Origin of the sequence: Aeribacillus sp. FSL M8-0254, from assembly GCF_038008845.1 — a bacterium.
GTDB classification, from domain to species: domain Bacteria; phylum Bacillota; class Bacilli; order Bacillales; family Aeribacillaceae; genus Aeribacillus; species Aeribacillus composti.
Genome location: NZ_JBBOZY010000001.1, coordinates 2,173,619 through 2,190,143 on the forward strand (window position 1 = coordinate 2,173,619; position 16,525 = coordinate 2,190,143).

The following is a 16,525-nucleotide window of genomic DNA, read 5'->3' on the forward strand; positions in this document are numbered from 1 at the left end:
CCTCCGCAATATTATGATTTCGGCAAAACTTGGAAAACTGTTAAATAATCTTCATCAATCGCTTCTTTTAAAACTGCTTCAATCGTGTCCATGTTTACATTTTCTAAAGCTTGCACAACATCGAACAGATTCATTTCGTTAAATTGATACCGGGTAAATTGATTGGCGATAAATTCAGGAGAATTAAAAGCCCTTAAAAAAGAGCCGATTTTTTTCTTTTTGGCGGCTTCCAGCTGCTCATCGGTAAATAACGATTGCTTGCTTTTCATAAGAGCTTCTTTTATATATTCACTCAGCTCATCCGGCCGGTCGGTATCGCCGCCGACCATAGCAAAACCGAAACTGTACTCCTCTGTATAATCGAAGCTGAACGTATCATCAATGAGCCCTTTTTCATACAATTCCAAATAAAGCTTTGAGCTTTTGCCAAAAAGCATTTCTAAAATTAAATTCATGGAAAGCTCATGCGTAAGCAGCTCTTCCCCTTTTCGGAAAGGATGTTTTGCCTTTAAGCCGACTAAGCATTTCGACGACTTGACATTCATATAAATTTTTTCACTCGTTTTAAACACTTCATCTCTTTCCTGTATTTGTTCACGAACAATATTCGTTGGCTTTTTAAAATCTTTTTTTGCCTGATTCTCTTCCACTTGCTTGATAATTTTTTCCGGTTGAACAGGCCCGATCACAAACAGGAGCATGTTGCTGGGATGGTAAAACGTTTCGTAGCATTCATAAAGCTGCTCTTTTGTAATTTGATTTATCGAATCAATTGTGCCGGCAATGTCAATCCGTACTGGATGGCTTTCATACATGTTTTGGATGAGTCCAAAATAAAGCCGCCAATCAGGATTGTCTTGGTACATGTTGATTTCTTGACCTATAATGCCTTTTTCTTTTTCAACGGATTGGTCAGTAAAATAAGGACTTTGGACAAAATCTACTAACGTTTCTAAATTTTTTTCAACATTTGCCGTGCTGGAAAAAAGATATGCCGTTCTCGTGAAGGATGTAAATGCATTGGCCGATGCCCCTTGTTCACTAAACTGTTGAAATACGTCCCCATCCTTTTTTTCAAAAAGCTTATGTTCCAAAAAGTGAGCAATGCCGTCCGGGACGTGAACGATTTCCTCTTTTCCAATTGGAACGAATTTATTGTCAATAGAACCGTATTTAGTGGTGAATGTCGCATACGTTTTATGAATCCCTTGTTTTGGAAGGACATAAACATCTAATCCATTTTCCATTTTCTTATAATAATACGTTTCTTTCAGTTGATCGAATGTAATTTCTTTTATCATAAAGATCCGCCCCCTTTCAAAAAATAAACCGTATCCAGTTGAATTTTTTCAGCAAGCTGGACGATTTCGTCTTTTTGGACCTTTTCTACCCCTTCGATCCATTCTTCAATAGTTCGGTTTGTTTTCGCAACAACATTGTGGTACAGCACTTCCGTCATTCCGTAAGGGGTATCGATTGTTTCCAGCAACTGATTTTTGATCACCGCTTTCGTTTGTTCCAATTCTTTATCTGTAAAATCTCCTTTTTTCATCGCTTCCATTTGTTCATGAATAATCGTAAGAGCACGTTCGTAGTTCTTCATTTCAATTCCTGACATCACCATTAACAAGCCTTTATGGCTTTCCACTCTCGAGGAAGCATAATAAGCAAGACTGTTCTTTTCGCGAACGTTTAGAAACAGCTTCGAATGCGGAAATCCCCCAAAGATGCCATTAAACACTTGCAATGCGTAATAATCATGATCACTATATGTTGTGTGCGTGCGGTACCCGATGTTCAATTTCCCTTGGGTAATGTCTTGTTCTTCGATAACTTCGTTAACCTTCTCAATTTTTTTTTCAACACTTTCAGCCCTAGCTTGTTGATTGGATTTTGTTAATCGGAAATATTTCCTGACAATATCAGCCACTCGTTCGTTTTCAATATCCCCGATCACAAATAAATCGACTTCATCATGCTGCAGCATGTTTGTATAATAATCCGTCAGCTGTTGAGGAGAAATTTGGTCGATATGCTCTTTCTCTCCGTTGACATGCAGACGGTACGGCTCAGTTTTGCACATTTCTTGGATTAAACGTAAATTCGCATAACGCATTTTATCGTCATAAACCGCTTGAATGCGCTGTTTTAATGTCCGCTTTTCTTGTTCGATAATGCTTTGATTGAACACCCCTTCTTGAAGAGGAGGCGAAAGAAGTACTTCGGACAACAATTCGATCCCTTTTTCCAATAAAGGTGTCTTATCTTTTAAAAATTTTTCATTCGGGATTTCCATCCGGAACGTAATGATATGGTTTTCTCCCTTTTTGGCTAAATCGACTTGCAGTGTTGCACCGTACAAATCATCCAAATATTTCCTTAATTCAGTTGTGGATGGGTAGGATGCTGTACCTCTTTGCAAAACATGGGGAAGCAAAGCTCGAATGGTTACATCCTTTTCCGATAGCGGCGCCTTTAACCTTAAAATGAGTGAATTTGTTTTAAAAGCATTTGATGAAACGGTATGCAGCTGAATCCCGTTTATTTCGCTTACTTGCTCTTGTAAAAAACCCATTCTATCCCTCCTAAGCCTGAAAGCTTTCTATATGTTATTGTTTCCAATCATGAAAAAACACGTTATTAGTAATTATATCAATCATAGGATATTGAAGGAAATCATAACGAAATGAATTATTATTTAAAGTTTACATAATTATATTACTGTTAATTATTTAACAAAAAGCAGGGATGTCTCTAGCCAGATCAGCTAACTTATGACATCTATAAATAGGGGTATACTATACGATAGATGCAGGAATTAAAAAGTCTTTAGCAGATTCTCGGAGAAAACACACTATTGATCGTTGCCCAATACTTTTTTGTGTGTTTCAGTTTATTGTTCAATTTTAAGTAAAAAAATACCATATACTTAAAAAGACAACAGAAAATGAATTCTGTTGTCTTTCATCATTATTTTTCAGGCACAGCTTTTGAAACAGCCTTTATGTTCTTTTCTGTTGCCTTTTGTCCGCTGCAGCAGAGCGAGCCAATGCTTGAAGATCGTCCTTGTCGGCAAGCTCTCTTGAAAATTCAATACTTTTGCCGTCTGACTTCAAATTTTTTGGCACTTGCGGCAGCTTAGCTTTGTTTTTATCACGCGCTTTTTGCTTATGTGCTCTTCCCATTTTGCGCACCTCCGCAAAGAGGGTGTAGACAGTTGCTTTCACAACATGTCCTATCCATTAGGGTGACATGTTCGGAGCATTTTATAATTGGCATTTTTATGCTTTAATGGCTTTCATGTTTTTCTGAAAAGCCTCCCGCTCTGTCAGCCATTTTAAACGCTCTCGAATAAGTGACTTCTTGGGCGCTGCTCAAACTGCTTTTTGTTTTTTTACGTTTCGCATCTTTTGCCATCCATCGATCTCTCACTTTCTAGTAAATGTAGTTTTAGTATGCCCGTTATTAAAATATTTTTGCATGAAAAACACGAAAATTTTTATGACAAACGTTCCTCCAGCTCTTCTTTAGAAATCAACACTTGACGCGGCTTGCTTCCCTCATAAGGTCCGACTACCCCTCTCTCTTCCATGGCGTCAATTAATCTCGCAGCTCTTGAGTAGCCGATTCTAAATCTTCTTTGCAACATGGATACACTTGCACTTTGCATGTCCACAACTAGTTGAACAGCTTCATTATATAATTCATCATCAACATCTCCATGATCCTCGGAATCTTCGTTCGGAATCATTTCTTCTTGATATTGCGCCTTTTGTTGTGAAATGACGTAATTCACGACTTTTTCCACTTCTTCATCTGATAAAAACGCTCCTTGAACACGAATCGGCTTTGATGATCCGACTGGCAAAAACAGCATATCTCCTCTTCCGAGCAGCTTCTCAGCTCCCCCCATATCCAAAATAGTGCGTGAATCGGTTTGGGAGGACACACTAAAGGCAATTCTCGATGGAATATTGGCTTTTATGACTCCTGTAATTACATCAACAGACGGACGTTGAGTCGCAATAATTAAATGAATGCCAGCAGCACGGGCCATTTGTGACAAGCGTGTAATCGAATCTTCTACATCAGAAGAAGCCACCATCATTAAATCAGCGAGCTCATCCACGATGACGACAATAAAAGGAAGCTCAGGCTGCTTCTCTTTTGAAAGCGAATTTTGCCTTCTGATCATTTCATTATAACCTTCAATATTGCGCGTTCCAGTATGTGAAAACAGCTCGTATCTTCTTTCCATTTCATTTACTACTTTTTGCAATGCGAGCGACGCTTTTTTCGGATTTGTCACAACAGGAGCCAATAGATGCGGAATCCCATTGTAAACACTTAATTCGACCATTTTTGGATCGATCATTATCATTTTCACTTCATGAGGCTTCGCCCTCATCAAAATGCTTGTAATAATCCCGTTAATGCAGACGCTTTTTCCGCTGCCTGTTGCACCTGCGACAAGCAGATGCGGCATTTTGTTCAGTTCAGCCAGCACCGCTTCTCCAGTTATATCACGTCCTAAACCGATCAGCAGCTTGGAATCAGGGCGATCGTTCATTTTGGATTCCAGCACCTCGCGCAATGACACCATCGCAATTTCTGAATTCGGCACCTCAATTCCAATTGCAGACTTTCCCGGAATCGGCGCTTCAATCCGAATATCTTTTGCTGCTAAAGCCAGCGCCAGGTCATCGCTTAAACTGACAATTTTGCTTACCTTCACCCCGACATCCGGGTACACTTCATATTTTGTTACTGCAGGCCCTAAATGTACTTGGGTAACCTTTGCCTTCACTCCAAAGCTTTGGAAAGTGCGCTCTAGTTTTCTCGCATTATCGTAAATATTCCGCTTATCGGCATGCTGACCGCTGTATTTTGGAAGAGACAGCAAATCAATCGGAGGCAATTTATAATCTTTGTTTTCTATCTCCTGAAAGGCGATCGGCTCATCCTTTTCTTCAAGCGTAATTTGTTCCTGCTTTAAATTATTTTCGGGCTCTTTTTTATCATTTGTCACGATTTCCGGATGGTCTGTAAAACTGGAAATAATCGGTTCAGATGTATTTTCTTCTAAATGTTCATCTTCTTGTTCTTGATCGTCTTCAGCCTGAATCTTATTGGAGCGATGCTTCTTTTGCTTTTTCTTTTGTTTTTTTACTAAGGAAAATAAGTTCTTCATATCATCCACAAAGGCAAAAAATTGTTTTTTGAAAATCCGGCCGATGGACTCAACAATTTTGGAGAGGCTGTTTCCGAGTGATTTTCCGGAAATTAAGATGCAACCAATTATGATCAAGACAATGGAAATAATTCGGGTGCCCCCTGAAGAAAATAAATAGTATGATGCAGCAAAAAAAACGGCGCCGATCATTCCTCCTCCAAGATCTTGAGCGCTTGCCTCCCCGTTTAATTCCTTTAAATACATCTCCCAAGTATTCAATATAACGCTTGGAGAAGCAAAAACTCCTCCCTTTGACAAATTTTCAAACAGCTTCATATGGCTGAGAATTAAAATTGAGCCAACTATAAGATAGATCCCGAGCCATCTTCTCGTTAAAAAATGAGGGAATGTCTTTTTCCAAAATATATATATGGAAAACCATAATAATCCTAGCAAAAAGATAATAAACCATTCTCCAGCGAAGAACCGAAAAAAGGCGACAAGCGCTTTGCCAGCAAATCCAAATTCGCTTAAAGCGATTATCGACAATGATAATAGCAGAAGCCCCGCTATTTCAAATTTTAGTTTATTTTGCCAATCCGTTTTTCTCTTTTTTCGTTTCCTTTTCACTTTTGCCACTTTAATCCCACCTATGTATTATGTAAAACAAGAACGCAGCCACTATTTGGCTGCGAACGACTGTTTGTGTCCATATTATATCATACAAACTTGAATTTAGGTATGCTAGCAACGATATTGTCTTTAAAAGGAATGTTAGCTTCGAAAAAAAGGTACTTTTTGACCGGGGAAAACAGATTCCAATAAATAATGGTTTGGATTGGTTGAAAGCACTCTGACGATTTGGCATTGATTTTCTCCCGTTTCTTCTATTAATAATGAAATGCCGTTCATCTCAATAATGTGCCTTTTTTGAAAAGCTTCTTGATCTGGTGGAAAAATGAGCTCTTCAGGAACAGTCGTGTATAAAATCATTGAAGGATGTCCCCTCCTTTTCCATTCTTTCTTTCCAAAATAAGCTCGTTCAATTTTTTCATCGCGCTTCCTACACCGCCTATTTCATCGATCAAGCCGTACTTAACCGCATCTTGACCGATAACATTTGTTCCAATATCCCTTGTTAAATTTCCTTTTGAAAACATCAGCTCTTTAAATTTATCTTCTGTAATATTGGAATGCTTTGTTACAAAACTAATAACCCGCTCCTGCATTTTATCAAGATATTCAAACGTTTGCGGAACACCAATGACCAAACCGGTTAACCTTATCGGGTGAATCGTCATCGTAGCCGTTTCCGCAATAAATGAATAATCGCATGACACAGCGATGGGCACACCGATAGAATGTCCGCCGCCAAGAACGATGGATACAGTCGGTTTCGTAAGCGAAGCAAGCATTTCAGCGATTGCAAGTCCTGCTTCAACATCGCCGCCGACAGTATTTAAAATGACGAGCAGTCCTTCTATTTTCATATTTTGTTCGATCGCCACAATTTGCGGAATGATATGTTCATATTTCGTTGTTTTATTTTGAGCAGGGAGCTGTATATGTCCTTCAATTTGACCGATAATGGTCAAACAATGAATGTTTGTTTCCTGATCCATTTGCGGAATGTTTGTTTGTCCTAACTGCTGAATTTTGTCAACTATATTTTCGCTTCCCTTTTCCACTGGCTGAACAGTCGGTTGATCAGCATTTCCGTTCATCCCAATCATCCTTTCTTCTTACCGTTATGATGTTAGTATGAACGGAATCCATTTTTTCATGCGGCCAGGAAACCGTTTTAAAAATGTGAAAAAAGCAGGCTTCGTCGGCCTGCTTTTTGTCTAAACCTCCATAATAATTGGCAAAATCATCGGGCGGCGCTTCGTTTGCTCATATAAAAATTGATTCAAGACGTCGCGAATGTTTTGTTTCATTGTTGACCAATCCATTGAAACATCTTCCATACAAGACGACAATGTGTCATGCACCATTTTCGTAGCTTTGGAAATTAAACTTTCAGACTCACGGACATACACAAACCCTCTTGATATAATTTCAGGACCAGCGACAATTTTTTTCATCTCTTTGTTTAACGTAACAACAACAATTAAAATGCCGTCCTGAGATAACAAACGCCGGTCTCTTAGCACGATATTTCCAACATCTCCTACACCAAGCCCGTCAATGAGTACATTTCCAGAAGGTACTTTTGTAACCGTTTTGGCAGATTTAGGGGTAAATTCAACCACATCTCCTTGATCGAGCAAAAAAATGTTTTCTTCGCGTATTCCGATCGATTGCGCAATTTTAGCATGCGCTATTTGCATTTTAAATTCACCATGAACGGGAATAAAGTATTTTGGTTTCATTAAATGTAGCATAAGCTTCAGCTCTTCTTGGCAGCCATGATCAGAAAAAAACGCTTTTTTATCAATCGAAACAACATTGGCTCCTGCTCGAAACAGCAAATCAATCGTTTTCGAATAAATAAGTTCTTGTCCGGGTGTTGGGGTCTGAGCAATTAAAACCGTATCATCGGAAGTTATATGATGTTGCTTGTGAATGCCTTTGGCCATTTTTGAAATTTCCGCAAGCGGATCGAATGAATCGCTTGCACATAGTAGAACAGAGTTTTGTTTTTCAAGCTTTTTTAAATGCGACACCGGAATAAACAAATCATCGTCAGCCTTTAAATACCGTAATTGTCTTGCAAGCTCAATAATTTTGGCAAACGATTTCCCTATAATTGCTATTTTTCTTCCAGTCTCAACTGCGGCATTGAAAATTTGCTGAATTCGGTAAATATTCGTCTCTGCTACAGATACAACAACTCTTCCAGGCGAATTATACATAACATCGTTGATCATTTCTCCGGCAAGAGCTTCGGAACCAGAAAAGCCGGGTCTTTCTGCATTGATACTGTCGGAAAGCAAACAAAGAACTCCGCTATTACCGATTTCCGCCATTTTACCAAAATCAAGAAAATGACTTCCGATCGAGGATTGTTCTAATTTAAAATCGCCTGTATGCACGATCGCTCCCATTGACGTATGGAAACAAACTCCCATAGAATCAGGAATATTTGAGAATGTGCGAAAAAAAGAAACCGTCACTTGAGGAAAATGTACAGATTTTCGCATATTCACTTCGCGAAAATCAGCGGTAACAAAATATTGCTTCATTCTTTCTTTTGTCAAGGCAATTGTCCATTTCGTTCCGTAAACTGGCGCATTGATATGTTTTAAAATGTAGAAAATCGCACCGATCCGATCCAATCTGCCATTTGTTAAGAAGATGGCCCGAACCCTATCTTTACGTTCAAGCAAATATGTAATATCCGGTATCACCACATCAATTCCGAGCATCTCGTTTTCAGGATATTTCAAGCCGGCATCCACAATAAAAATATCCGAGTCGATTTCGACGATGTACAGGTTTTTTCCGACTTCCCCAACCCCTCCTAAAGCAATAAGTTGAATTTTTTCAGCTTTTTTCATAAGTGTTAGTGATCCTCCCTAAATATCCCCGTCCAAAGCACTTAGCAATATTATACCTGATGAAAGAAATGGAATACAAGTTAATTTATATAAGACACACCTATCCGCAAAATTAAGCCGCTAGACTCAGCTGTTTTGAATGGGGCAGAGTGGAATTTTTAAAATAAAAAAAGGCTAATCACGATGATCAGCCTAATTCATGGATCACAGCGGCTAATGATGTTCGCTCATCTGTTGTTAACGGAACTAACGGCAAGCGCACCGGACCAACATCCAGACCTTTTATTTGCAGCGCTGCTTTCACTGGAACAGGGTTTGGCGCCTTAAACAGTTCTTTCATTAATGGGAGAAGTCTTCGATGAAGGCTTCCGGCTTTTTCCACATCACCTGACAAAAAGGCTTGAATCATTTCTTGCATTTCATCTCCTACAACATGGGAGGCTACTGATATGACGCCATCACCGCCTATTGATAATGTCGGCAGCGTTAAGCTGTCGTCCCCAGTGTATAAAGCAAAATCATCTGGCGTTTTCTCGATAATTTTGGCCATATTATCAAGATCTCCGCTAGCTTCTTTAATCGCAACGATATTGTCAATTTCCGATAGACGAATAACCGTTTCAGGCGCGATCGAGGACGATGTTCTGCCAGGCACATTGTAAAGCATCACAGGAAGATGCGTGCTTTCTGCTATCTCTTTAAAGTGCTGATAAATCCCTTCCTGATTCGGTTTGTTGTAGTATGGAGTGACAAGCATAATCGCATCGACGCCGGTTTGTTCCGCCTTTTTTGTCAGTTCTATGGAAGCTCTTGTATTGTTTGTACCTGTCCCTGCAATCACTGGAACTCTTTTATTGACAACAGAAACGACATGTTTAAATAAAGCGAGCTTTTCTTCCGTTGTTAAAGTTGGAGATTCACCCGTTGTTCCAGCCACAACAATTGAATCTGTTCCATGATGGATTAAATATTCTACTAATTTTTCCGTTTTTTGGAAATCAATATTCCCGTTATTGTCAAACGGGGTAACCATTGCAGTTGAAATTCTTCCAAACATACCCACTTGTTCCTCACACCTTTATCGATTATTTTCCAAGATCAAACGCTTTATGAAGTGCATTAACTGCTTGAATCATTTCACTTTCCTTCACAAGCACCCAAATTGTTGTATGGCTGTCTGCCGATTGCAAAATTTGTATCCCTTCCTCCGATAAAGCAGCAACGATTTTGGAAGCGACTCCTGGGACCCCTTGAATGCCTGCTCCTACAATTGAGACTTTTGCACAATGCCGCGTGATCATCGGATCATATCCGATCTCTTTCAAAATTCCAACAGCAAGATCCGTTACATCCCCATGAACAGTATATATGACACTCTTAGGAGTAATATTAAAGAAATCGACGCTAATTCCGCTTGTAGCCATCGCTTTAAAAATTTCTTGATGAAAACGGAAATTCCCTTCTTTTGCTTCTACTTTAATTTGCGTGACATCGGAAACATGAGCAATTCCAGTAATTAAACGTTCTTTTATGTCCGCACCTAGTTTATCCTGATGGTGAGAAGTGATGATCGTTCCTTTCGATTTAGAATAAGTGGAACGAATGCGAATCGGGATTTTGGCTTGCATAGCGATTTCAACCGCACGCGGATGAATCACCTTTGCTCCTTGATAGGCCAAATTGCAAATTTCCGTATACGTCACAAATGAAAGGGGCTTTGCATCCTTAACAATACGAGGATCCGCTGTCATAACTCCTTCCACATCTGTAAAAATGTCTACATATTCTGCTTTTAAAGCTGCTCCAAGTGCTGTTGCTGAAGTGTCACTGCCGCCGCGCCCAATTGTCGTCACATCTCCATTTGCTTGTGCTCCTTGAAAGCCTGCGACAACAACGACATCATTTGTTTCTAGAAGCCCGAGCAGGCGATCACATTTCAATTCTAATATTTTAGCATTTGTATGTTCATTTGTCGTCAAAAAACCTGCCTGCGCTCCGCTTAAAGCTGCCGCTTTTATTCCTTTCCCTTTTAGCATGCTAGTAAATACGACAGAAGAGATGATTTCTCCGCAGGACAGCAACATATCCTGTTCACGTTTGGAAATGGTGTCGATCCCGCCTTCCACCAGGCTGATCAGCGTATCTGTTGCGTACGGATCTCCTTTTCTCCCCATCGCTGATACGACGACGACCACTTTTTTTTTCTCAGACAAGGCTTCCTTTATATGTTCGTACGCATGTCTTCTGCCTTGTTCATCACGGACAGACGTTCCTCCAAACTTTTGAACAACAATGCTCATGATGTTCACCTCTATAAAATAACTAAACAGAAGAGAGCTGATGGCTTCAACTCTCTTCTTTTCACCTTATACTAATTTCAGTTTAATTAAACTTTCGGCAATTTGTACAGAGTTTAACGCTGCCCCTTTTAATAAATTGTCGGATACAACCCAAAGGTGGAAGCCGTTTGGCCGATCTAAATCTTTGCGAATTCGGCCTACAAATGTATCGTATTTGCCTTCTGCAAAAGCAGGCATTGGATAAATTTGATTTGCCGGATCATCTTCAAGCGTAACGCCAGGCGCATCTCTTAATACATTGCGAATATCATTTACAGTAACATCGTCCCTGTCGATTTCAATGTAGACTGATTCTGAATGCCCGATGACGACCGGCAAGCGGACGCAGGTCGCTGCAACTTCCAGATCCTTCATATGCATAATTTTTTTTGTTTCATTGATCATTTTCATTTCTTCAAATGTAAATCCATTTTCCTGGAACTTATCAATTTGCGGAATTGCATTAAACGCAATTTGATAATGTTTTTCGTCACTTTTAACAGGTAAAATTTCAGGTACAAACGGCTTTCCTTCTAAAATCGCTTTAGACTGTTCTTTCAATTCCTGGATCGCTTGTGCCCCCGCACCTGATACTGCTTGATAAGTGGAAACAATGACTTTTTTCAGCCCGAACGCTTTACGGATCGGCTGCAATGCAACAACCATTTGGATCGTCGAACAATTCGGGTTGGCAATAATACCGTTATGCCATTTTATATCCTCTTCGTTCACTTCCGGTACTACGAGAGGAACGTTTTCATCCATTCTAAATGCGCTCGTATTGTCGATCACGACCGCGCCTCTTTTGACTGCTTCCGGTGCAAGCTGCTTCGACACGCTTCCTCCAGCGCTGAAAAGAGCGATATCAACCCCTTCAAAGCTCTCCGGTTCCGCTTTTTGTACTGTGATTGGTTTTCCTTTAAATGTAGCTGTCTTTCCTGCAGATCGTTCGGATGATAAGAGCGTTAAAGTTTCCACAGGAAAATTTCTTTTTTCCAATGTTTCGATCATTCGTGTTCCTACTGCTCCAGTTGCTCCGACAACTGCTACATGAAAACCTTTTTGAGCCATTTTCTATCTATCTCCTTCCAAAATGCATCAGAGTCGAATAATCATGTATTCGTATTACGTTTAATTGTATCACAGTAGCCAAAAAAAGTGATGAGCGATTTTTCATGAAAGCGTTTTATTTGTTTGATTATTTTTTATGTTCAATAATAACCGGCTGAAGCTGTCTATGTTCAAGCGCATGTTCAACTGTTTCCACTAACCGATCCATATTCGCCACCATTGAATTCGGTTTTTGGTGGGGTGCATCTTGGCCGAACGGAACAAAGAAAATATTTTTTGCCGCCATTAGCTTCATTAAATTTACGCCATTTAACCCGAGAGCATCGTTTGTAGAAATGGCTAGTACAACGGGGCGATGGTTTCTCATAGTCGCTTTTGCAGCCATCAATACAGGAGAGTCCGTCAAGGCATTCGCCAGTTTGCTCATCGAATTGCCGGTCATCGGCGCAATGACCATGCAATCAAGAGGAATTTTCGGACCTAAAGGCTCGGCATCCACGATCGAATCAATTACTTGATTTCCAGTCGCTTCTTCAATTCTTTTGACCCATTCTTCTCCTTCCCCGAATCTAGTTGTTGTCGTCTTTACGGTCGAGGTGACAATTGGCAAAACGTTTGCTCCTTTTTCAACGAGCTTTTGAATTTGCGGAAATACCGCATCATAAGTACAATGAGAGCCTGTTAAACCAAATCCGATCCGTTTACCTTTCACTTCCATTATCCATACTCCTTTCAAGCTGATGCTGTTCAGTTAAAAGGATTGTCAACGCATTCGCCAAAATTTGGCCTGCTGTCCTCGGTGCAACAATTCCTGGAAGACCAGGTGCTAAAATGGCTTTCATACCTCTTTTTTCAGCATAGTGGAAATCGGTTCCCCCCGGCTTTGATGCTAAATCGATAATAAGAGCGTGGACAGGCATAGCTGCCAAAACATCAGAAGACAACACCAACGCTGGAACTGTATTTATGCAAATATCGATCGACGACAATTCGTCCTTCAGTTCACTCAAATGAAACGGCTTCATTCCCATTTCCGTGATCCTGGCCAAATCTTTCTGTTTGCGAGCGCCTACCTTCACATTAGCTCCTAATGCTGCAAAAGTGCGGGCAACGCTCATTCCTGTCCGTCCAAATCCGATAACAGCAATGTTCGAACCATGAATGGTAAAATCAGTATGTTGAATAACGAGCATAATGGTCCCTTCTACTGTCGGAATGGAATTATATATCGCTACATCATCACGGTCCAGTATCGGTACAAGCTTTCGTTTTTCTTTTTCCATTAACTCTTCTAAATATTTTGTGCGTATCCCAGAATAAAAGATGCAATGCTCAGGAGTGGAGGCCACCATTTCTCTTGTCAATACGATTTCTTCAGCGGAAAAAACTGCTTCGACCTGTCCTTCGCTTCCGGTTCCTGAAACAGGCAATATTACTGCATCCATTCCTTCCAGACTAATATTATGGCTGTTTATTTTCACTGATCCTGTATACCCATGTTCAAGCTGATCAAATCCGATTAAAAATAGATTGGCATCGTGCTCTGATAGCCTTCGGATCACCTCTAGCTGCCGGGCGTCACCGCCAATTACAGCAACGTTTAAGCCAGTTAACATCCTTTTTTTCACCTTCTTTATGTCAATTCAGTTCAGTTTCGAAAACCATAATTAGCTCCTGTTTTAAGCATATTATGTAGGTGGCAGTCGATAGGTGAATCGCATCGAAAAATTGCCAAAAAAATAAAGCCGGCTTCTTTAGCCGGCGGATCTTCATTAGTCATCAATTTTATTTAAGGAATTTTCCGGTACGTCAATAATGATCATATCTTGACCAATTTTTTTGATATGCTCCCACGGTACTCGAATATCATGTCCTTGTTTCCTTAAACCGAACCACTTTAAAGAAGGAATAATAAGCGCCGTGATTTGTCCGGTTTCCGCATTGATTTCAAAGTCTGTTTGACCGAGCACGCCTAGACGTTCCGCTCGTTTTACATCGACGATTTCTTTTCCGCTTAACTCGGATAAACGCATAGTATTGGCTCCCCTCTTTCATTTTAAATATACGAACATATTCAGGCAGAGATTGATTCGAAACTGATGAACATAGCTTTCCATACATGTATACGTTTTTGACAAATAAAAAATGCCCGCCAATCCATCATAGCAGGCATTTTAATTCTGGAATTGCAGAAGAAAAATTCTCTTCCGGACTAATTAAAGATACAGCATATTCATCTGTAAAAATATGTTGAATAAGTTCATTGACGCTCATGATATCAACACGGTTAACCGTTTCGATAATTTCATCCAAAGATCGATGTTTGCCTAAGAGCAGCTCATTTTTGCCGTTTCTGCTCATTCTTGCATTTGTACTTTCAAGACTAAGCATTAAATTCCCTTTAATTTGTTCTTTTGAATGCATTAATTCTTTTTCAGTAATACCGCTTTTCTTCAATTTTTCAATTGTTTGAAAAATCGTTTCAAATAAAATATTCAGCTGGTTTCTTCCAGTCCCACCGTAAATTGTGAGCACTCCGCTGTCTTCATATGAAGTGTGGTAAGAGAAAATAGAATAAGCAAGCCCTTTTTCTTCCCTTACCTCTTGGAATAAGCGGCTTGACATGCTCCCGCCCAAAATATTGTTTAACACAATTAAGCTGTAAATGTCGTCATGCCCGATTCTCAACCCCTTAAACCCAATGCAGAGATGCGCTTGCTCCGTCTCTTTTTTCTTGGCGATTTTTTGGTCCAAAAAAACCGGTTCCTTATATTTTTCTTTTTTATGAGACGACTTAAAATTGCCGAACCATTTCTCAACCTCTTGAATAAAGCTTTCTTGAACGTTTCCAGCTACAGAAATGACGATATTGTCAGGAGTATAGTATTTTTCCATATAGCTTTTCAACGAATCGCCGGTAAAACTAGATAAAGTTTTTTCTGTGCCTAAAATCGGATAGCCAAGCGGATGATCGCCAAACGCAGCCTGGCTTAGCAAATCGTGCACAATATCGTCTGGAGTATCTTCATACATTTTGATCTCTTCTAAAACAACATTTCGTTCTTTGTTTAATTCTTCTTCTTCAAATACTGAGTTGAAAAACATATCAGCCAGCACTTCAAGTGCATAATTTGCATGCTCATCGAGCACTTTTGCATAATAGCAGGTGTATTCTTTTGAGGTGAAGGCATTCACCTGACCGCCAATTTTGTCAAAAGCTTCTGCAATTTCTCTAGCTGTTCTTTTTTCTGTTCCTTTAAAAAACATATGCTCTAAAAAATGAGAAATGCCGTTTGTTTCTTTCGTCTCGTTTCTAGAACCTGTGCCAATCCAAACTCCGATAGCAACGGAGCGAACAGTCGGAATGGATTCTAAAATGATTCTAACACCATTTTGGCATGTATATTTCTTGATCAAATTGTAACCCCCTGTTCTTCCAATCAGTCAAGACGTTTTTCATCCAGCAGACTAGAAAGTGAACCGATGGAAAGATTTTTTTCTTTAATCTTTTTAATTAATGAATCTAGACTCTCTGCGGTCGATGACGTCGGATGCATTAAGATCATGGCGCCGTTATGAATTTTTGACATCACTCGATTGATTAACGTTTCAGGCCGCGGCTTTTGCCAATCAATCGTGTCAACAGACCACATGATTGTTTCCATGTTCATATCTGCCGCTATATCTACGACCTCCTTGCGAAAGCTGCCGCTTGGAGGCGCAAACCATTTCACGTTTTTTCCTGTCGTCGCTTTGATGATTTTGTTCGTCTCTTCCATCTCTTGTCTAATTCTTGCAGACGGCAGGCGGGCCATATCTGGATGCGAGTATGAATGATTTCCAATTTCATGGCCGCTTTCTACAATCATTTTAGCCAGTTCAGGATTTTCTTTTACCCATCTTCCTTCTAAAAAAAACGTCGCTTTGACATGGTGCTTTTTTAGCACGGCCAACATTTTAGGAATATACTCATTTCCCCATGCAACATTTATTAAAAAGGATACCATTGGCTTATCCGGATGTCCACGGTAGATCGCTTCGTTCGGCAAATCGCTTAAATGAACAGAAGGCGGAATTTGCTTGAATACAAGAAGCTTCGGATCAAAAGAACCCTTTTTCTTCATTCTTTTATACGATGCGTCAATGTCGACTGATCGCCCATTATAACCGGGCGTTTTTTTCCATACTCTATGTATTTCAGCATTTTCCGGAGGAATTTCATACTCTTTTGCTTTGGCAACGATTTCTTGATACAACGAATCTCCGCCAGATACAGCCAATTCATGCTTTGCTTTTAATTGCTGAAGAAAGATCAATGTATAACGATTATCCAATATGACATAAGAAAAAAGTATGATCAATATAAAAATGGCTATTTTCCCTTTTTTTCGCTTCATCGCAACATCCCCTTTTTCACTTATAAAACTATGAAAAAAGGGGAC

Annotated in this window: 16 protein-coding genes; all 16 read right to left on the reverse strand. The window is 39.8% G+C overall.

Annotated features, from left to right (window positions below):
* Window positions 1-11: 11 nt before the first annotated feature.
* Window positions 12-1,301 (reverse strand): EF-P 5-aminopentanol modification-associated protein YfmH, encoded by a 1,290-nt coding sequence (gene yfmH, locus NSQ44_RS10455; protein WP_094246013.1) that lies wholly within the window; start codon window positions 1,299-1,301, stop codon window positions 12-14.
* A complete protein-coding gene (yfmF, locus tag NSQ44_RS10460; RefSeq protein WP_340857011.1) occupies window positions 1,298-2,575 on the reverse strand; it encodes an EF-P 5-aminopentanol modification-associated protein YfmF in 1,278 nt (425 codons plus the stop codon). The genes yfmH and yfmF overlap by 4 nt, the downstream gene beginning before the upstream one ends.
* A 427-nt stretch (window positions 2,576-3,002) precedes the next feature.
* Window positions 3,003-3,185 (reverse strand): YfhD family protein, encoded by a 183-nt coding sequence (locus NSQ44_RS10465; RefSeq protein ID WP_063386722.1) that lies wholly within the window; start codon window positions 3,183-3,185, stop codon window positions 3,003-3,005.
* Between the two features lie 103 nt (window positions 3,186-3,288).
* Window positions 3,289-3,417 carry a YfhE family protein gene (locus NSQ44_RS10470; protein WP_082829320.1) on the reverse strand — a complete coding sequence of 43 codons (129 nt, stop codon included), beginning with the start codon at window positions 3,415-3,417 and terminating at the stop codon, window positions 3,289-3,291.
* A gap of 82 nt (window positions 3,418-3,499) precedes the next feature.
* The gene (locus tag NSQ44_RS10475) at window positions 3,500-5,812 is read right to left on the reverse strand and encodes a DNA translocase FtsK (protein ID WP_340857012.1); all 2,313 of its coding nucleotides are present in this window, start codon (window positions 5,810-5,812) and stop codon (window positions 3,500-3,502) included.
* Window positions 5,813-5,947: 135 nt separating this feature from the next.
* Entirely contained in the window at window positions 5,948-6,166 is a 219-nt protein-coding gene (locus NSQ44_RS10480; protein ID WP_340857013.1) for a YlzJ-like family protein, read from the reverse strand.
* Window positions 6,163-6,897 (reverse strand): ClpP family protease, encoded by a 735-nt coding sequence (locus NSQ44_RS10485; protein ID WP_340857014.1) that lies wholly within the window; start codon window positions 6,895-6,897, stop codon window positions 6,163-6,165. The genes NSQ44_RS10480 and NSQ44_RS10485 overlap by 4 nt, the downstream gene beginning before the upstream one ends.
* A 120-nt stretch (window positions 6,898-7,017) precedes the next feature.
* Window positions 7,018-8,673, reverse strand: coding sequence for a ribonuclease J (locus tag NSQ44_RS10490; RefSeq protein ID WP_340857015.1), 1,656 nt, complete (start codon window positions 8,671-8,673; stop codon window positions 7,018-7,020).
* Window positions 8,674-8,860: 187 nt separating this feature from the next.
* The gene (gene dapA, locus NSQ44_RS10495; protein ID WP_340857016.1) at window positions 8,861-9,736 is read right to left on the reverse strand and encodes a 4-hydroxy-tetrahydrodipicolinate synthase; all 876 of its coding nucleotides are present in this window, start codon (window positions 9,734-9,736) and stop codon (window positions 8,861-8,863) included.
* Window positions 9,737-9,758: 22 nt separating this feature from the next.
* Window positions 9,759-10,973, reverse strand: a complete 1,215-nt coding sequence (dapG, locus tag NSQ44_RS10500; RefSeq protein ID WP_340787435.1) for an aspartate kinase — start codon at window positions 10,971-10,973, stop codon at window positions 9,759-9,761.
* Between the two features lie 66 nt (window positions 10,974-11,039).
* A complete protein-coding gene (gene asd, locus NSQ44_RS10505; protein ID WP_340857017.1) occupies window positions 11,040-12,083 on the reverse strand; it encodes an aspartate-semialdehyde dehydrogenase in 1,044 nt (347 codons plus the stop codon).
* Between the two features lie 127 nt (window positions 12,084-12,210).
* A complete protein-coding gene (locus tag NSQ44_RS10510) occupies window positions 12,211-12,801 on the reverse strand; it encodes a dipicolinate synthase subunit B (RefSeq protein WP_063386715.1) in 591 nt (196 codons plus the stop codon).
* Window positions 12,785-13,699 carry a dipicolinic acid synthetase subunit A gene (dpaA, locus tag NSQ44_RS10515; protein WP_340808050.1) on the reverse strand — a complete coding sequence of 305 codons (915 nt, stop codon included), beginning with the start codon at window positions 13,697-13,699 and terminating at the stop codon, window positions 12,785-12,787. Before dpaA ends, NSQ44_RS10510 begins: the two co-directional genes overlap by 17 nt.
* A 156-nt stretch (window positions 13,700-13,855) precedes the next feature.
* Window positions 13,856-14,116, reverse strand: a complete 261-nt coding sequence (locus NSQ44_RS10520) for a YlmC/YmxH family sporulation protein (RefSeq protein WP_063386713.1) — start codon at window positions 14,114-14,116, stop codon at window positions 13,856-13,858.
* Window positions 14,117-14,243: 127 nt separating this feature from the next.
* Window positions 14,244-15,500, reverse strand: coding sequence for a M16 family metallopeptidase (locus tag NSQ44_RS10525; RefSeq protein ID WP_340857018.1), 1,257 nt, complete (start codon window positions 15,498-15,500; stop codon window positions 14,244-14,246).
* A gap of 23 nt (window positions 15,501-15,523) precedes the next feature.
* Entirely contained in the window at window positions 15,524-16,480 is a 957-nt protein-coding gene (locus NSQ44_RS10530) for a polysaccharide deacetylase family protein (protein WP_340857019.1), read from the reverse strand.
* Between the last annotated feature and the right edge of the window lie 45 nt (window positions 16,481-16,525).

Coding starts and splice junctions, on each gene's coding strand:
- yfmH (WP_094246013.1), bottom strand. CDS start 1,301: ATGATAAAAGAAATTACATTCGATCAACTGAAAGAAACGTATTATTAT.
- dpaA (WP_340808050.1), bottom strand. CDS start 13,699: ATGTTAACTGGCTTAAACGTTGCTGTAATTGGCGGTGACGCCCGGCAG.
- NSQ44_RS10490 (WP_340857015.1), bottom strand. CDS start 8,673: ATGAAAAAAGCTGAAAAAATTCAACTTATTGCTTTAGGAGGGGTTGGG.
- yfmF (WP_340857011.1), bottom strand. CDS start 2,575: ATGGGTTTTTTACAAGAGCAAGTAAGCGAAATAAACGGGATTCAGCTG.
- NSQ44_RS10470 (WP_082829320.1), bottom strand. CDS start 3,417: ATGGCAAAAGATGCGAAACGTAAAAAAACAAAAAGCAGTTTGAGCAGC.
- NSQ44_RS10520 (WP_063386713.1), bottom strand. CDS start 14,116: ATGCGTTTATCCGAGTTAAGCGGAAAAGAAATCGTCGATGTAAAACGA.
- NSQ44_RS10485 (WP_340857014.1), bottom strand. CDS start 6,897: ATGAACGGAAATGCTGATCAACCGACTGTTCAGCCAGTGGAAAAGGGA.
- NSQ44_RS10480 (WP_340857013.1), bottom strand. CDS start 6,166: ATGATTTTATACACGACTGTTCCTGAAGAGCTCATTTTTCCACCAGAT.
- NSQ44_RS10530 (WP_340857019.1), bottom strand. CDS start 16,480: ATGAAGCGAAAAAAAGGGAAAATAGCCATTTTTATATTGATCATACTT.
- asd (WP_340857017.1), bottom strand. CDS start 12,083: ATGGCTCAAAAAGGTTTTCATGTAGCAGTTGTCGGAGCAACTGGAGCA.
- NSQ44_RS10510 (WP_063386715.1), bottom strand. CDS start 12,801: ATGGAAGTGAAAGGTAAACGGATCGGATTTGGTTTAACAGGCTCTCAT.
- dapG (WP_340787435.1), bottom strand. CDS start 10,973: ATGAGCATTGTTGTTCAAAAGTTTGGAGGAACGTCTGTCCGTGATGAA.
- NSQ44_RS10465 (WP_063386722.1), bottom strand. CDS start 3,185: ATGGGAAGAGCACATAAGCAAAAAGCGCGTGATAAAAACAAAGCTAAG.